The sequence below is a fragment of the Pseudomonas plecoglossicida NBRC 103162 = DSM 15088 genome (assembly GCF_000730665.1).
GTDB lineage: Bacteria > Pseudomonadota > Gammaproteobacteria > Pseudomonadales > Pseudomonadaceae > Aquipseudomonas > Aquipseudomonas plecoglossicida.
Map to the genome: position 1 here is coordinate 1 of NZ_BBIV01000053.1, position 16,029 is coordinate 16,029.

Annotated in this window: 15 protein-coding genes and 1 tRNA gene; 4 read left to right on the plus strand and 12 right to left on the minus strand. The window is 63.3% G+C overall.

Annotated features, from left to right (window positions below):
* Window positions 1-283: 283 nt before the first annotated feature.
* Window positions 284-2,299 (minus strand): excinuclease ABC subunit UvrB, encoded by a 2,016-nt coding sequence (uvrB, locus tag PPL01S_RS21925; RefSeq protein WP_016391215.1) that lies wholly within the window; start codon window positions 2,297-2,299, stop codon window positions 284-286.
* Window positions 2,300-2,586: 287 nt separating this feature from the next.
* Here uvrB and PPL01S_RS21930 point away from each other — a divergent pair, with 287 nt between their 5' ends.
* The 3 genes from PPL01S_RS21930 to PPL01S_RS21940 all read left to right on the plus strand — a co-directional run bounded on the left by PPL01S_RS21930 (window position 2,587) and on the right by PPL01S_RS21940 (window position 5,299).
* Window positions 2,587-3,783 (plus strand): amino acid aminotransferase, encoded by a 1,197-nt coding sequence (locus PPL01S_RS21930; protein WP_016391216.1) that lies wholly within the window; start codon window positions 2,587-2,589, stop codon window positions 3,781-3,783.
* A gap of 73 nt (window positions 3,784-3,856) precedes the next feature.
* Window positions 3,857-3,932, plus strand: a tRNA-Asn gene (locus PPL01S_RS21935).
* Between the two features lie 122 nt (window positions 3,933-4,054).
* The gene (locus PPL01S_RS21940) at window positions 4,055-5,299 is read left to right on the plus strand and encodes a nucleoside deaminase (RefSeq protein WP_016391217.1); all 1,245 of its coding nucleotides are present in this window, start codon (window positions 4,055-4,057) and stop codon (window positions 5,297-5,299) included.
* 33 nt (window positions 5,300-5,332) lie between these two features.
* Here the strand turns inward: PPL01S_RS21940 and PPL01S_RS21945 are convergent, their stop codons facing one another.
* The 5 genes from PPL01S_RS21945 to PPL01S_RS21965 form a co-directional block, all read right to left on the minus strand.
* Complete coding sequence (locus PPL01S_RS21945; RefSeq protein ID WP_016391218.1) at window positions 5,333-5,749, minus strand: cupin domain-containing protein; 417 nt, start codon at window positions 5,747-5,749, stop codon at window positions 5,333-5,335.
* A gap of 106 nt (window positions 5,750-5,855) precedes the next feature.
* On the minus strand, window positions 5,856-6,416 hold the full coding sequence (locus PPL01S_RS21950) for a DUF1285 domain-containing protein (RefSeq protein ID WP_016391219.1): 561 nt from the start codon (window positions 6,414-6,416) through the stop codon (window positions 5,856-5,858).
* 10 nt (window positions 6,417-6,426) lie between these two features.
* Complete coding sequence (locus PPL01S_RS21955; RefSeq protein WP_016391220.1) at window positions 6,427-7,032, minus strand: DUF4823 domain-containing protein; 606 nt, start codon at window positions 7,030-7,032, stop codon at window positions 6,427-6,429.
* A gap of 65 nt (window positions 7,033-7,097) precedes the next feature.
* A complete protein-coding gene (locus PPL01S_RS21960) occupies window positions 7,098-8,066 on the minus strand; it encodes a GTP 3',8-cyclase MoaA (protein ID WP_028626104.1) in 969 nt (322 codons plus the stop codon).
* Window positions 8,067-8,175: 109 nt separating this feature from the next.
* On the minus strand, window positions 8,176-8,811 hold the full coding sequence (locus tag PPL01S_RS21965; RefSeq protein WP_008096393.1) for a TetR/AcrR family transcriptional regulator: 636 nt from the start codon (window positions 8,809-8,811) through the stop codon (window positions 8,176-8,178).
* A 72-nt stretch (window positions 8,812-8,883) separates the two neighbouring features.
* On the opposite strand from PPL01S_RS21965, the gene PPL01S_RS21970 reads away from it, so the two are divergent.
* On the plus strand, window positions 8,884-10,017 hold the full coding sequence (locus PPL01S_RS21970) for an aminotransferase class V-fold PLP-dependent enzyme (RefSeq protein ID WP_028626103.1): 1,134 nt from the start codon (window positions 8,884-8,886) through the stop codon (window positions 10,015-10,017).
* A 216-nt stretch (window positions 10,018-10,233) separates the two neighbouring features.
* On the opposite strand, the gene PPL01S_RS21975 is transcribed toward PPL01S_RS21970, so the two are convergent.
* The 6 genes from PPL01S_RS21975 to fabF are packed head-to-tail and all read right to left on the minus strand — an operon-like array spanning window position 10,234 to window position 15,922.
* Window positions 10,234-11,019, minus strand: a complete 786-nt coding sequence (locus tag PPL01S_RS21975; protein WP_016391223.1) for a TatD family hydrolase — start codon at window positions 11,017-11,019, stop codon at window positions 10,234-10,236.
* A 30-nt stretch (window positions 11,020-11,049) separates the two neighbouring features.
* The gene (locus PPL01S_RS21980; RefSeq protein WP_016391224.1) at window positions 11,050-12,036 is read right to left on the minus strand and encodes a DNA polymerase III subunit delta'; all 987 of its coding nucleotides are present in this window, start codon (window positions 12,034-12,036) and stop codon (window positions 11,050-11,052) included.
* Window positions 12,029-12,661, minus strand: coding sequence for a dTMP kinase (gene tmk / locus PPL01S_RS21985; RefSeq protein WP_016391225.1), 633 nt, complete (start codon window positions 12,659-12,661; stop codon window positions 12,029-12,031). Before tmk ends, PPL01S_RS21980 begins: the two co-directional genes overlap by 8 nt.
* Before the next feature lie 9 nt (window positions 12,662-12,670).
* Entirely contained in the window at window positions 12,671-13,858 is a 1,188-nt protein-coding gene (mltG, locus tag PPL01S_RS21990) for an endolytic transglycosylase MltG (protein ID WP_028626102.1), read from the minus strand.
* A gap of 4 nt (window positions 13,859-13,862) precedes the next feature.
* The gene (pabC, locus tag PPL01S_RS21995; protein WP_016391227.1) at window positions 13,863-14,678 is read right to left on the minus strand and encodes an aminodeoxychorismate lyase; all 816 of its coding nucleotides are present in this window, start codon (window positions 14,676-14,678) and stop codon (window positions 13,863-13,865) included.
* Window positions 14,678-15,922: a beta-ketoacyl-ACP synthase II gene (fabF, locus tag PPL01S_RS22000; protein WP_016391228.1), complete on the minus strand. Its 1,245-nt coding sequence runs from the start codon at window positions 15,920-15,922 to the stop codon at window positions 14,678-14,680. The genes pabC and fabF overlap by 1 nt, the downstream gene beginning before the upstream one ends.
* Between the last annotated feature and the right edge of the window lie 107 nt (window positions 15,923-16,029).

Genomic DNA, 16,029 nt, shown 5'->3' on the forward strand with positions numbered 1-16,029 from the left:
TTCGGATCACTCTCCCACGCGGGTGTGGGGACACACACCAGTGCTGGCTACGATCTCTGTCCCGCGCGCTCGAACCCTAACAAAGCAAAAGGCGGCTGGCCCTATCGGGCCAGCCGTCTTTTCTTTTTCAAAATGTCAGCGCCGCTGCAGATCTGAAGCCATGCGCCTCATGTTTGCTGCGCGACAGCGCAGCCCGAAAGGGCTGGGTGATCTCCTACAGGATCGGTGGTGACCCTGTAGGAGCGGGCTTGCCCGCGATGAGGCCATTGCAGACGGCATCAAATCAACTGGTGATCAACCGCTCCCGAAGCTGGGTAATCTCGTCTCGCAACTGCGCCGCTGCCTCGAACTCCAGGTCACGGGCAAACTGCATCATCTTCTCTTCCAGCTGCTTGATCCGCTTGGTGATCTCACCCGGCGTGCGCAACTCGGCTTCGTAACGGGCGCTCTCCTCCGCCGCCTTGGCCATGCCCTTGCGCTTCTTGCTTCGGGCCCCCGGCACGGTGGCGCCTTCCAGGATGTCGGTGATGTCCTTGACCACGCCCTTGGGCACGATGCCGTTTGCCTGGTTGAACGCGACCTGCTTCTCCCGGCGTCGCTCGGTCTCGTCGATGGCCCGCTGCATGGAACCTGTGATCTGGTCGGCGTAGAGAATGGCGCGGCCATTGAGGTTGCGCGCGGCACGACCGATGGTCTGGATCAGCGAGCGCTCGGAGCGCAGGAAGCCTTCCTTGTCGGCATCGAGAATCGCCACCAACGACACCTCGGGCATGTCCAGACCCTCGCGCAACAGGTTGATCCCCACCAGCACGTCGAAGGTGCCCAGGCGCAGGTCGCGGATGATCTCTACCCGCTCCACGGTATCGATGTCCGAGTGCAGGTAACGCACCCGTACATCGTGGTCGGCCAGGTAATCGGAAAGGTCTTCGGCCATGCGCTTGGTCAGCGTGGTCGCCAGCACGCGCTCGCCCTGGTCGACCCGCTTGCGGATCTCCGAAAGCAGGTCGTCGACCTGGGTCAGCGCCGGGCGCACTTCGACCTGCGGGTCGACCAGGCCGGTGGGGCGCACTACCTGCTCGACCACCCGCCCGGCATGTTCAGCTTCATAGGGCCCCGGCGTTGCCGAAACGAAGATGGTCTGCGGGCTCACCGACTCCCATTCGTCGAAGCGCATGGGGCGGTTGTCCAACGCCGAGGGCAGGCGGAAGCCGTATTCGACCAGGGTTTCCTTGCGCGAGCGGTCGCCTTTGTACATGGCGCCCACCTGCGGAACGCTGACGTGCGATTCGTCGATCACCAACAGCGCATCCGCCGGCAGGTAATCGTAGAGCGTGGGCGGCGGTGCCCCGGCCGGGCGTCCGGAGAGGTAGCGCGAGTAGTTCTCGATGCCGTTGCAGTAACCCAGTTCGAGGATCATTTCCAGGTCGAAGCGGGTCCGTTGCTCCAGGCGCTGGGCTTCCACCAGCTTGTTGGCCTTTTGCAGGTACTCCAGGCGATCCTTGAGTTCGACCTTGATGCCCTCCACCGCCTCCAACAGGGTCTCGCGCGGGGTGACATAGTGGCTCTTGGGGTAGAAGGTGAACCGTGGCAGCTTGCGAAAGACCTCGCCGGTCAGCGGGTCGAAGGCCGCGATGTTCTCGACCTCGTCGTCGAACAACTCGATGCGGATGGCTTCGAGGTCCGATTCCGCCGGGAAGATGTCGATCACGTCGCCGCGCACGCGGAAGGTGGCGCGGGCGAAATCCATTTCGTTGCGGGTGTACTGCAGGTCGGCCAGACGGCGCAGCAACGCGCGCTGGTCCAGCTTGTCGCCACGGTCGACGTGCAGGACCATCTTCAGGTAAGTCTCGGGGCTGCCCAGGCCGTAGATGCACGACACCGTGGTCACGATGATCGCATCGCGCCGCTCCAGCAGGGCCTTGGTCGCCGAAAGGCGCATCTGCTCGATGTGGTCGTTGATCGAAGCGTCCTTCTCGATGAAGGTGTCCGACGACGGCACGTAGGCCTCGGGCTGGTAGTAGTCGTAGTAGGAGACGAAATACTCCACCGCGTTGTTCGGGAAGAACGCCTTGAATTCACCATACAGTTGCGCCGCCAGCGTCTTGTTCGGCGCCAGCACCAGCGTCGGCCGCTGCACCTGCTGGATGACGTTGGCGATGCTGAAGGTCTTGCCCGAACCGGTTACCCCGAGCAGGGTCTGGTGAGACAGCCCGGCGTCGATACCCTCGACCATCTGGCGGATGGCTTCGGGTTGGTCGCCGGCCGGCTGGAATCGGGTGACGAGCTGGAACTCGGACATGACGAACCTCGCGATGTTGCAGCAACTGTAAATTTAGCCAGTAGTCTATACCCAAATGCGCCCCTCGGGGACCGGATTCAAGGTCAAGCTGTGAGCGCCTATTGCGGTGGACCCGGCAATTCGACCAATGGTCGAAAAAAATTTGCGCAAATCAGCTGAAAAGCCGCGACACAGTGTCGCCGTGACCGATCGGTATCACTATACTGACTCCCCGTTTGTGCACCGCTTCAGTGCATTCGGCTGGAGCGTGTACGTCCTATCACTCTCCATTCAGAGCCAAGGTAACAATGAGCCTGTTTTCCGCTGTAGAGCTGGCACCCCGCGACCCGATCCTGGGCCTCAACGAAGCATTCAACGCCGACCCGCGTACCGACAAGGTCAACCTGGGCGTGGGCGTCTACTGCAACGAGGAAGGCCGCATCCCGCTGCTGCGCGCCGTGATCGAAGCCGAAACCCAGCGTGCCGCCCAGCATGCCTCGCGCGGCTACCTGCCGATCGATGGCATCGCCACCTACGACCAGGCTGTACAGAAACTCATCTTCGGCGCCGAGTCGCCACTGCTGGCCGCTGGCCGCGTGGTCACCGTGCAGGCCGTTGGCGGCACCGGCGCTCTGAAGATCGGTGCCGATTTCCTCAAGCGCCTTTCGCCGAACGCCGTGGTGGCCATCAGCGACCCGAGCTGGGAAAACCACCGTGCGCTGTTCGAGACCGCCGGTTTCCCGGTGCAGAACTACCGCTACTACGACGCGCCGAGCAACGACGTCAACCGCGCCGGCATGCTCGAGGACCTGAACAACCTGCCGTCCGGCTCGATCGTCGTGCTGCACGCCTGCTGCCACAACCCGACCGGCGTCGACCTGGGTCTGGACGACTGGAAAAACGTGCTGGAAGTGGTCAAGGCCAAAGGTCACGTGCCGTTCCTCGACATGGCCTACCAGGGCTTTGGTGACGGCATCGCCGAAGACGCCTTCGCCGTGCGCCTGTTCGCCGAGTCCGGCCTTGAGTTCTTCGTTTCCAGCTCGTTCTCCAAATCGTTCTCGCTGTACGGCGAGCGCGTCGGCGCACTGTCGATCGTCACCGCCTCCAAGGACGAAAGCACCCGCGTGCTGTCCCAGGTCAAGCGCGTGATCCGCACCACCTACTCCAACCCGCCGACCCACGGCGCCACCATCGTCGCCACCGTGCTCAACAGCGACGAACTGCGCAGCATGTGGGAAGCGGAGTTGGCCGAGATGCGCGTGCGCATCCACGGCATGCGCAAGCAGATGGTCGAGCTGCTGGCCGAATACGGCGCCAAGCGCGACTTCAGCTTCGTTGGCCGCCAGGCTGGCATGTTCTCCTACTCCGGCCTGACCGTCGAGCAGGTGGCGCGCCTGAAGAACGAGTTCGGCATCTACGCACTGGACACCGGCCGCATCGCTGTGGCCGCGTTGAACCAGAGCAACATCCACGTGGTCACCAAGGCCATCGTCGAAGTGCTGTAACTGCTTGATTCTCTTCTGATTTGCCGAGGGGCAGCTTGACTTCCCCTTGGCAATCAGTAAGATACCAGCAGATTCCGCGATAGCTCAGTCGGTAGAGCAAATGACTGTTAATCATTGGGTCCCTGGTTCGAGTCCAGGTCGCGGAGCCAAATACTGAAAAACCTCCAGTTGCGTGTGCACTGGAGGTTTTTTGTTTTCGGCGTTCTTGTCTTCGCCCTGCCCTGTTCTATCGTTTGAAAGCGCATCGAGCGCTCATCGACAGGGAGTCATCATGGACACTATCCAGAATGCCCAGCAGGCCGTGGACCTGGTCGCCAACCAGGCTATCCTGGCCAGTCAGCAAGGCACCTTCGCGGTCGGCGGCTGCATCGTCGACAACCAGACCGGCAACGTACTCGCCGCCTTGCACAACAACGTACTGATGCCATTCCCCAACAGTACCGTGCAGCCGCCCTTCCTGCCCCACGATCCCACTGCCCATGGCGAGCGGCAACTGGTCGACTGGTATTTCGCCAACCGGCAGTCACTCGGCCTGCCACCCCCCCAGCAACTGACCGTGGTGACAACCCTGGACCCCTGTGCGATGTGTGCAGGCTCGCTGCTGACCGCAGGCTTCAACGTGGCAGTCAGTGCCATCGACACCTATGCCGGGATCAACTACAACAGCCAGTTCGACTTCCCGACGCTGCCGCCCGCCGTGCGCCAACAGGCCCGCGATACATGGGGCTACTACGCCGTGGATGCACCGATCGGCCGCCCCTACCAAGGCTCACAGGGTCCGATTCATGCCGGTCAATCGATAGACGCGGCAGCCTTCACCCTCACCGGCACCGTGTTCGATGCCAGCGTCAACACCGTGCGTGAGGCGAGCAACAACAGCGGCCTGCCGCCTTCGCAGCTGAAGGACCCGACCACCCTGCCTGCCGACAGCAAGGTGCGCCAGGCACTCAGCGCACTGAGCCCCTGGGCGCTACAGCTCAAGACCGCGAACCCGCGCTTGCCGGGCCAGGAGCTGGCAAAACCGCTCATCGAGACCGCCCGGCAGGCCGACACGCCCAACGCCGTGGCGTTGCTCGACCCGTTCGGTAACCTGCTGGCGTGCCTGGGCGGCGTGGAAAACCAGTCGCCGATCCGCACCGCGTTCATGGAGACCACGCGCAACTACGCGATCATGCGCTGGACCCTGATGAACGACGCGGACCCAGTGGTTCGTCAGCAGGCCAATGATTACCTGACCCACCCCAAGTACGGCACCTTCGTGTTCCTCTACATCCCGGACCCGAGCAGCAGCCAGGCCGTGATGACATTCGGTGCGTACGGCTCGACCATGGAGGGCGCCGTACCGCAGTCGTTCCCCTCCAACCTGCAATATGTGCTGCTGCCGGAGGGCACCACGGCGCAGGAGGTCGCGCAACTGGCCCTGAACCTCCCGCCCTTCTACACCCAGAGCGTGCAAGTCGCCCCCAGCCAGGTACTGGACGCGGCGCTGGTCAGCGCTGCACAGGCCTTGCTGTAGCCACGACCACCCCGCCTTGCGCGGCGGGGTGCTTCATTGCGCCAGGGGCAAGGTCACCGGCTTGCCTTCATCCACCAGGCTCCAGACCAGCAACCTGGCAGGCTTGGTCTTGCTGGCGTTGCGCGACACGCTGTGCACAGTCCCCGGCGCTTCGTACCAGTACTCCCCCGCCTGGTAGGTCTTTTCCTGCTCATCATTGAGCTTCGACACCACTGCGCCTTCAAGCACATAGGCCATCACCGCGCCTGGATGCTGGTGGGCAGGCGATGCCTGGCCAGGGGCATAATTGACGGTGAGCATGATCGCTTGCTTGCCGGGGGCATTCGAAGGTTGTTGTACCTGCAGGACCTTGACCTGGTCTGGCACGTCACCGTGCGCCCAGGCATTGGATTGGCCAGCGAGCAGGCCGATGCCGACGAGCAGGGCAAAAGGAAGATAGGAAGATTTCATGGGGCTTCTCCTGATTGGCGACTGCCTGCAGGTTAGGCCCAGGACCAACAGAGGCAAACGGCCAATTCGGAGAAAAAACAGGGGGCCGCTTCACAGCCCCGGGACTTCAGTTGCTACGTCCGATGGGGTAGAACTCGCCATGACTCCAGACGCCAAGCCATTCTTCGCCATCAATCATGCGCGGCACCGCCAGCTCGACCAGCTGGTAGAACACATTGCGGTGGATCAACGCTTCGAGATTACTGCGCATCAGCACATACGGCGACGGCTCCTGGGTGACGGGATCGATCTCCACCCGCAGCGGATTGGCCGGGCCCGCCTCGACCTGATCCTCGACATTGCTGGTAAAGCTCAGCACTTGTTGCTCACCACTGCCCTGCACGTCGAGGGTCACGGCAACGAAAGGCACATCGTCGACCCGGATGCCAACCTTCTCGACCGGGGTGATCAGGAAGTACTCATCGCCATCACGCCGAATGATGGTGGAGAACAGCCGCACCATCGGCTTGCGCCCGATCGGCGTGCCCAGGTAGTACCAGGTGCCGTCACGGGCGATGCGCATGTCGATGTCGCCGCAGAAATCAGGATTCCACAGATGCACCGGCGGCAGGCCCTTGTGCTTGGGTATCTGTGCCAGCAGATCATTGGCCTTGCCGGAATCCGTCATCGCGCTCGCCTCATTCACTCATTCCAAGAAGGCTACGAGCGTACTCGCGCATCGGTGCGGCAAGCAAATCCTGGGGTGAATTGTCGTGGAACGTCAACAATCCGCCACGGCTCTTGATCCGTGCGGTATCGATCAGGTAGCGGGTATTGGTTTCGATCAGCATCATCTGCACTACACCGGTATCCCAGCCCAGGCGATCGACCGCCTGTTCGTCATACCACTCATCGCCATTGCCGATACGGTCGTCGGTGCGGGCGAAGCGGGTATACAGCACGTAGTCGGCACCGACCGCGCGCGCCTGGGCAATCGCTTCCTCAAGGCCCAGCGGGCCCGCAGCACGGCGCACCAGCGGGAAGTACTCGACAAAACTCTTGAAAGCCTCGTCGGCCACCACATTCTGAGGCGGTACCGGGCCGTTGGCGGGCGGCACGAAGGCACCCTGGCCAATGAAGATGAACGAGTCGGGCTGCAGGCGGATCGACAATGAGCGGCGAGTATCGCTGTGGTCCAGCAGGCCGGCATCGCTCATGTGATAACGAACGCCCTCGCCCATGTCGCTGACATTCATGCAGCCACCCAGCGCCAACAGCGCCAGGGGCAAGACCAGGCTACGCATCTTTCCTCCAATGACCGGCGACGAAAAACCGGCGAATAGCTGGCGGATGCAGCTTTTGCGCCAGATCAGCCGCCGATCACCTTCATCACCGTCACACCGCCGGCAAACGCCAGCTCCTGCTTGTCGGCCAAGGCCTTGACCAGCAAGCGCTGCAGCGCAGGCAAGGCCTCATGGCGCGGCTTTTCCAGCAGATCGCCGACAAAGTGACGATTGCTCGACGACAGGCAGCCGTGCAGCCAACCGGTGGACGACAGCCGCAAGCGCGAGCAGGTGCGGCAGAACGGCACGCTCTCGTTGGCAATCACACCGAAATGGCCCTTGCCGGGAATCTGGTAGCGCAGTGCAGTGGCATCCAGAGGCGCCTGGGCCTGCTGGTAGTCATGCGCCTGGCCGATGAGGGCGAGCAGATGGTCGAGCCCCACGAACTGTTGCAGGAACGCGTTGTTGTCTCGGGCCAGATGCCCCATGCGCATGAGCTCGATAAAACGCAGCTCATAGCCGCGATCGAGGCAGTAGTCGAGCATTGGCAGCACCTGGTCGAGGTTCTGTCCACGCATGGGCACCATGTTCACCTTGATCTGCATACCCATGCTCCGGGCCTGGTCCATGCCGGCGAGCACAGTGGCGAGGTCACCGCCGCGGGCGATCCGCCGGAAGGCTTGCGGGTCGAGGGAATCGAGGGAAACGTTCAAGCGGCGAATGCCGGCCGCCTGCAGTTGCGGCAACTTGCGCGAAAGCAGCTGGCCATTGGTGGTCAGGGTGATGTCCTGAAGGTCGAGCTTGGCGACGGCAGCCAGAAATGCATCCAGCCGCGGACTCACCAGCGGCTCGCCGCCGGTGATGCGCAGGCGCTCGATTCCGGCTGTTTCGATCAGGTAGGACACGCCACGGGCCAAGGTCTCGGCCGTGAGCTCATCCTGGGCCGCCACCAGGCGCTTGCCGTCAGGCACGCAATAGCTGCAGGCGTAGTTACAGGCAGCTGTCAGGCTGACGCGCAGGTTGCGAAAGCGCCTGCCTTGACGATCGACGATCATGGGTGACTCCGGCATGGATGAATCGGGGGCCGGCAAAACCTGACTCAAAATTCAGGTTTTTGCAAGCCCCTGCTCGATGCCGGCTGCGACGGGACGCTCGGCGCCCTCGTCAGTTGGTCGCTTCGGGGTCGCGCTTGCGCTTGTTGCCCATGCGCACGCCGATGTCCATGAGGAACTGGAAGAACCCTTCCTGATCCTCCAGCACATTGCTCCAGAACGGCGAATGGTAGAGCGCCACGGCACCGTGTACCAATGCCCAGGCGGCGCAGTAGTGGAAGTACGGCGGCACATCCTCAAGCTTGCCTTCGCTGATGCGGCCTTTGATCAATTGGGTCAGGCGATCGAAGTTGGACGCGCGAATGCTGTGCAATTCCTCGACCATTTCTGGCACCTGGTTGCCCTTGACCACCTTTTCCTCAAGGCGGTCGAACAGCCGATAGCGTTGCGGGTCGCGCATGCGGAACTCGAAGTAGGCACGCGACAGCGCCTCCTTGTCACGGTCGACATCGGCCGAGTGCAACAGGGCGTTCAAGTCGCGTTCGTAGTCGAGCATCAGGCGCAGGTAGATCTCCGCCTTGGACTTGAAGTGCTTGTAGATCGTGCCTTTGCCGATACCCACGGCATCAGCGATCATCTCGACGGTGACGCTGTCTTCACCCTGTTCGAGAAAAAGCTTGAGTGCAGTGTCGAGGATTTCCTGTTCGCGACGGCGAAACTCACGGACCTTACGAGGTTCTTTCTGCATAGGAAGGACTGGATGACAATCGAAGCGGTTTATTATGCCTAACTTGCGGCAAATTGCACGGATCTTCCAACCATGTCTATGTTTCACGATGAGTTCGAGCAAGCCCCGGGACTGCGCTACCTGAACCACGCCGCCATCGCGCCCTGGCCGCGCCGGGCCAGCGAGGCCGTGGCGCGCTTCGCTCGGGAGAACCTCAGCCTGGGCGCCCGCGAGTATGCGACATGGCTGGCCACCGAACGGCGCTTGCGCCAACGCCTGGCCCGCTTGATCAATGCACCGTCCAGCGGCGACATTGCCTTGGTCGGCAACACCTCGCAAGCGCTGTCGCTGGTTGCCTTCGGCCTCGACTGGCAAGTGGGCGACCAGGTCGTGATCAGCGACGAGGAGTTTCCCTCCAACAGGGTCGTGTGGGAAGCATTGGCCGACCGCGGTGTCGAGGTGGTCCAGGTGAGCCTTGGCGGCGACGACCCGGAATCTTCGCTGCTTGACGCCTGCGGCCCACGCGCACGCTTGCTGGCAGTCAGTGCCGTGCAGTTCGGCAGCGGCCTGCGCCTGGACCTGGCGCGACTTGGCCAAGGCTGCCAGGCGCGCAAGGTGCTGTTTTGCGTCGATGCCATCCAGCACATCGGCGCCCTGCCCTTCGATGTGCAGCAGTACCCGTGCGATTTCGCCATGGCCGATGGTCACAAGTGGATGCTGGGCCCGGAGGGCCTGGGCCTGTTCTACTGCCGGGCAGCGTTACGCCCACGCCTCAGGCTCCATGCCTATGGCTGGCACATGCTCGAAAATCTTGGCGACTTCGAACGCCGCCAGTGGCAGCCGGCACGCAGTGCGCGGCGCTTCGAGTGCGGCAGCCCGAACATGCTGGGCACCTGTGCGCTGGAAGCAAGTCTGTCGTTGCTGGAGGAGGTGGGCATGGATGAGGTGACGCGGCAACTGCAACAACGGATCGAGCAGTTGCACCAGGGGCTGGCCAGTATCCCCGGGGTCGAGCTGCATAGCCCGACAGCCCCGCAAAGACGGGCCGGGATCATCACATTCAGCGTCCAGGGCCATCTGAGCGCCGATATCTATCGCTCGCTGTCAAGCGAGGGGACTGTTTGTGCGCTTCGCGGCCCAGGTGTGCGTTTTTCGCCGCATTTCTATACCGATGAGCGATTGATCGACGAAGCTGTCGCGCAGGTGCGGCGACTGGCCATACGCTGAGGGAGGAACGGTGCCCGGGCGTATTCCAAATCTGTTTAAAAAACGAACAACAGACACTGGCACTGCGCCAAACCTGACCAATACTTGAAGTGTTGGCGCGGCGCATCCCCCCCAAGTGGCGCGCCAATAAAGGTGCTCAGGGACCGCGTACCTTTGTTTTACTCCTAATGGTCTTAACCCGGATTCCCCCCCCAGAACCCGGGTTTTTTTTGCCCTTTACATCGCCACCCGTGCCAGCGGGAACAATCGCTTGAAGTTGGCGGTGGTCTGGCTGGCCAACTGCTCGTAGCTGACCCCACGCAACGAGGCGACATACTCGGCTACCTCGCGTACGTACTGCGGCAGGTTCGGCTTGCCACGGTGCGGAATGGGTGCGAGGTAAGGCGAATCGGTTTCCACCAGCAAGCGGTCGGCCGGCACCTGCCGGGCGACATCGCGCAAGGCCTCGGCATTGCGGAACGTGACGATGCCCGACAACGAAATGTAGTAACCCAGGTCGAGCGCGGCCCTAGCCATGTCCCAGTCCTCGGTGAAGCAATGCAGCACACCGGCCTGGGGCAGGTTCGCCTCGCGCAACAGCGCCAAGGTATCAGCCCTGGCCGCACGGGTGTGCACGATCACCGGTTTGCCGGCCTGACGCGATGCCTCCAGGTGCAGACGGAACGAGGCCTGCTGCAAATGGGCCGCTTCCGGCTCGTAGTGGTAGTCCAGACCGGTTTCGCCGATCGCCACCACGTGCGGGTGCGCCAGCTCGCGCAACAGCCATTCCAGGGCCGGTATCTCGCCGGGCGCCAGATCCAGTGGGTGTACCCCTACCGAGCAATCGACATCGGCATATTGCTCGCTCAGGGCCTTCACCGCGCCGGCGTTCTCGGCGCTTACACCGATGCACAGGAAATGCCCTACGCCCCGTTCACGGGCAGCCTGCAGGGCGGCATCGAGGGAGCCTTGGTGGGCGCTCAGGTCAAGACGGTCGAGGTGGCAATGGGAGTCTACGAGCATGGGATACGGCACATGTGAAGAAATGAAAAATCAGCGGGAGCCAGGCAGCTGCAACCAATGGGCGAGCAACGCTTCCAGCAACAGCACACGATTGAGGTTGGCCTTGCCGAGCACCTTCTGGCGCTGCTCGAGGATCCAGGCCTGAACCTCGAGCACCTTGGCCTGCCGACTCTTCTGCGCCAGGTACTGCACCACCTTGCTCATGTCGGCCAGGCCAAGCCCAGTGTCGTCCTGGCTCAATTGGTAGCGCAGGATCAGGTGCGACCAATCGAAGAACCAGTCGAACAGCAACAACAATGGCACATTGCTCCAGGCTTCGGCCAGCTGACTGGGCGATTGCTGCTGCTTGAGCAGTTTCTTCACCCCTTCAGCGACCAGCGCGCGCTGCTCACGCACCCCTTGAGCCTGCAAGCTCACTGCCCTCAACGGTGATCCGGCCGCCAGGGTCAGCAGTTCATCACGCTCCACACCGTCGCTGTCGGGCAGCGCCGCCGCCAGCCAGGCCTGGCTTTCGGCCAGGCTGGGCTGCGTGCAGGCGACCTGCTGGCAGCGGCTCTTGATGGTGGGCAGCAGGCGGCTGGGTTGATGGCTGACGAGCAACATCACCGTGTCGCCCGAAGGCTCTTCCAGGCTCTTGAGCAAGGCGTTGGAGGCATTGACGTTCATGGCCTCTACCGGCTCGATCAAGATGACCTTGCGCCCGCCCAGCTGCGCGGTCTGTACCACGAAGGAAACCAGTTCACGCACCTGGTCCACCTTGATCGGCTTGTCGGCCTCTTCCGGCTCCAGCACGTAGTTGTCCGGATGGCTACCTGCCTTGAGCAAGAGGCAGGCCTTGCATTGCCCACAGGCGTCCAGCCCCTGCGGGTGCTGGCACAGCAGGCGGGCCATCAGGCGCTCGGCCAGGGCGCGCTTGCCGATCCCCTGGGGGCCGTGCAACAGGTAGGCGTGGGCATGCTGGGCACGTCCGGCCAACTGCTGCCACAGCGACTGCTGCCAGGGGTAGGCCTCAGCCACGGCAGCGCTCCAGAATCACCGGCAACAGCGCGTCGATGGCACGTTGCACTGCTTCCAGCGGCTGTGCCGCGTCCAGCATGTGGTAGCGCTGCGGCTCGCCCTGGGCGCGCTGCAGGTAGGCCTGGCGTACAGCCTCGAAGAAGGCCTGGCCTTCCTGCTCGAAACGATCCAGGCGACCGCGCGCGGCAGCGCGGGCGAGGCCGACCTCGACCGGCAAGTCGAACACCAGTGTCAGGTCAGGACGCAGATCGCCCTGAACGAACTGCTCCAGCGCTGCAATGCGCGCCACGGACAGACCGCGACCGCCACCCTGGTAGGCGTAGGTGGCATCCGTGAAGCGATCGCACAACACCACCGAGCCGTTGCTCAGCGCCGGGCGGATCACCTGGGCCAGATGCTGGGCACGCGCGGCGAACACCAGCAACAGTTCGGTGTCGGCATGCATCGCCTCTTCACTGGGTGCCAGCAGCAATTCGCGGACCTTCTCCGCCAAAGGCGTGCCACCGGGCTCGCGGGTCAACACCACATCCAGCCCGTGTTCGCGCAATCGCGCGGCCAGGTAGTCGCGGTTGGTGCTCTTGCCCGCGCCTTCGGGGCCTTCCAGGGTAATAAACAAGCCGCTCACAGGCAGTCCTTAATGTTGTTCGTCAGGTGCCGGCGCATCGGCCGGTGCAGGTTCGCCGGCGGGCTCAGGCTCGCTGTCCGGCACCGACTCCTGCGGTGATGGCGATTGCGGTTCGGGCGGGTCCACTGCCGGCACAGGCTCGGGCACGGACTCCGGAGCAGCCTGTGGCCCGGGGCTGGAGCGGTAATCCGCGCGCCGCTTGAGCTGGAACTCGCGCACTGCCGAGTTATGGTCGTCCAGGTCGTCGGAGAAGGCATGGCTGCCGTCACCACGGGCGACGAAGTACAGGCTGGTGCCATCGGACGGGTTGAGCGCGGCGTGGATCGCCTCGCGCCCGACCATGGCGATCGGCGTCGGCGGCAAACCGGTCATGGTATAGGTGTTGTAGGGCGTCGGCTCGCGCAGATCGGCGCGGGTGATCCGGCCGTTGTAGCGCTCACCCATGCCGTAGATCACCGTCGGGTCGGTCTGCAGCATCATCCCCAGGCGCAGGCGCCGGACGAACACGCCGGCGATCTGTCCACGCTCCTGGGGTATGCCGGTTTCCTTCTCCACCAGGGAGGCCATGATCAAGGCCTGGTAAGGGTCCCGGTAAGGCAAGTCGGTGGTGCGCTCGGCCCACTCCTTGGCCAGCACTTCGTCCAGGCGCATATAGGCCTGCTGCAACAGCTCGATGTCGCTCATGCCGCGCACGAAGCGGTAGGTGTCAGGGAAGAAGCGCCCTTCGGGGAAGACGCCGGTGTGGCCAAGCTTGTCCATGACCTCGGCGTCGGACAGAGCATCGAGGGTGTGCTTGAGCTTCTCATGCTTGGCGATGGCTGAACGCACCTGACGGAAAGTCCAGCCCTCGACCAGGGTCAGGTTGTACTGCACCACGTCGGCGCGGCGCCAGGCGTCGAACAGGTCTTCGACGGTCATGCCAGGGGTGAGACGATACTCGCCGGTCTTCAGCGGGATACCCGCCATGTTGAAGCGCCAGTAAAGGCGCAGCCAGACGGCGTCTTCGAGCAACCCCTCGTTCTGCATGCGATAGAACATGCGATTGGGGTTGGTACCACTGGGCACGTCCAGCAGGCGCTCCTGCGTCACGTGCAAGGGCTGCTCCAGCACCGAGTTGATCTTCCAGGCCGACCAGCCCAATGCCAGGCCGGCGAGGATCAAACCCATTTCCAGCAGCAGCAGGAATTTGCGTCTCACGAATTCAGGTATCCAGTAACGTACGGGCAACGGCCTGCAGTTTACGGGTGAGCGGGCCCGGCGACCAGTTCAGCGCGGCAATTGCACGCACCGGCCAGACCCCATAGACACTGTTGCAGACGAACACTTCATCGGCTTGCTCCAGCGCCTCGAACGGCAGGTCGCGTACCTGCACCGGTATCGCCAGCGCCTGCGCCTGCTCCAGCAACGCACCGCGCATCACCCCGGCAACCCCACAGCGACTGAGGTCGGCGGTAAGAAGCACGCCGTCACGCACCAGGAACAGATTGCTGTACACGCCTTCGATCACCCTTCCCTGCCCGTCACGCATCAGGCCTTCGGCATGTTCGCTGTCCTGCCATTCGGCTCGGGCCAGCACCTGCTCCAGGCGATTGAGGTGTTTGAGGCCAGCCAGCAACGGTTGTTCCCCAAGCCGGGTCTGGCAGGGGAACAAGCGCACGCCGAGCTCGGCATGTTCGACAGGATAGCTTGGCAGCGGACTGCCCTGCAGGATACGTCGCGGCGCGGCACCCGCCGCCGGCGCGTAGCCACGCAAGCTATCGCCACGGGTGAGGATGAGCTTGGCCACGCCGTCGCCCAGCTGGCTGGCGTAGCGCTGGACTTCATCGCGCAGCAGCGCCAGGTCGGCATCGATCGCCAGGCGCTGGCAACCCAGCGCCAAGCGGGCCAGATGGCCGTCCAGCAGGCTGGGCCGGCCGGCGCGTATGGCGATGGTCTCGAACAGGCCATCGCCATAGGCCAGGCCTCGGTTCTGCAGGTTGACCGCAGTCGCAGGCTGGCCGTCGACCCAGCTGTGCATCAACCGGCGAACCGGCGGAACACCAGCGAGCCGTTGGTGCCACCGAAGCCGAACGAGTTGGACAACACCACGTCGATCGGCATGCTGCGCGCCACATGGGGCACGAAGTCCAGGTCGCAGCCTTCGTCCGGCTCGTCGAGGTTGATGGTCGGCGGTGCCATCTGGCTGTTGATCGCCAGGACACTGAAGATCGCTTCAACGGCACCTGCGGCACCCAGCAGGTGGCCGGTCATCGACTTGGTCGAACTGACCGCCAGCTTGTAGGCGTGCTCGCCGAATACGCGCTTGATCGCCGCCACTTCGGCAATGTCGCCCGCAGGCGTCGAGGTGCCATGGGCATTGATGTAGCTGACCGCTTCCGGCGCGATCCCGGCATCACGCAAGGCATTGGCCATGCAGCGCGCGGCGCCTTCACCACTGTCGGGCGGTGAGGTCATATGGTAGGCGTCGCCGCTCATGCCGAAACCGACCAGCTCGGCATAAATGGTCGCGCCACGGGCCTGGGCGTGTTCCAGCTCTTCGAGCACCAGGGCACCGGCACCGTCGGACAACACGAAACCGTCACGGCCCTTGTCCCACGGACGGCTGGCCCGGGTCGGCTCGTCGTTGCGGGTCGACAGTGCACGCGAGGCACCGAAACCGCCCATGCCGAGGCCGCAAGCAGCCATTTCGGCGCCGCCTGCGATCATTACGTCGGCCTCACCGTAGGCGATGTTGCGTGCCGCCATGCCAATGCAGTGGGTACCGGTAGTGCACGCCGTGGCGATGGCGTAGTTCGGCCCCTGCAGCCCCAGGTGGATCGACAGGAAGCCAGAGATCATGTTGATGATCGAACCGGGCACGAAGAACGGCGAAATGCGGCGCGGACCTTGATCGTGCAAGGTGCGGCTGGTTTCTTCGATGTTGGTCAGGCCGCCAATACCCGAGCCCATGGCCACGCCGATGCGCTCACGGTTGGCGTCGGTGACTTCGAGGCCGGCATTGCGTACCGCCTGGAAGCCGGCCGCCAGGCCGTACTGAATGAACAGGTCAAGCTTGCGAGCTTCCTTGGCCGACAGGTACTGCTCGACCTCGAAGCCCTTCACCGAGCCGCCAAAACGGGTGGAGTAGGCAGACAGGTCCGTGTGTTCGATCGGACCAATGCCACTGCGGCCAGCCAGAATGCCCTGCCAGGTGCTCGGTACATCGGTACCCAGTGGCGACAGCATACCCATACCGGTGACCACGACGCGTCTACGCGACACAGTACTCTCCTTTTCTGATTACAGAGTCTCTTGCCATTGCATTCAGGCAATGGAATGAAATGGCAACAGGCTCTCGCCGTGAGCGAACCGACGCTGCAGCTTCGCAA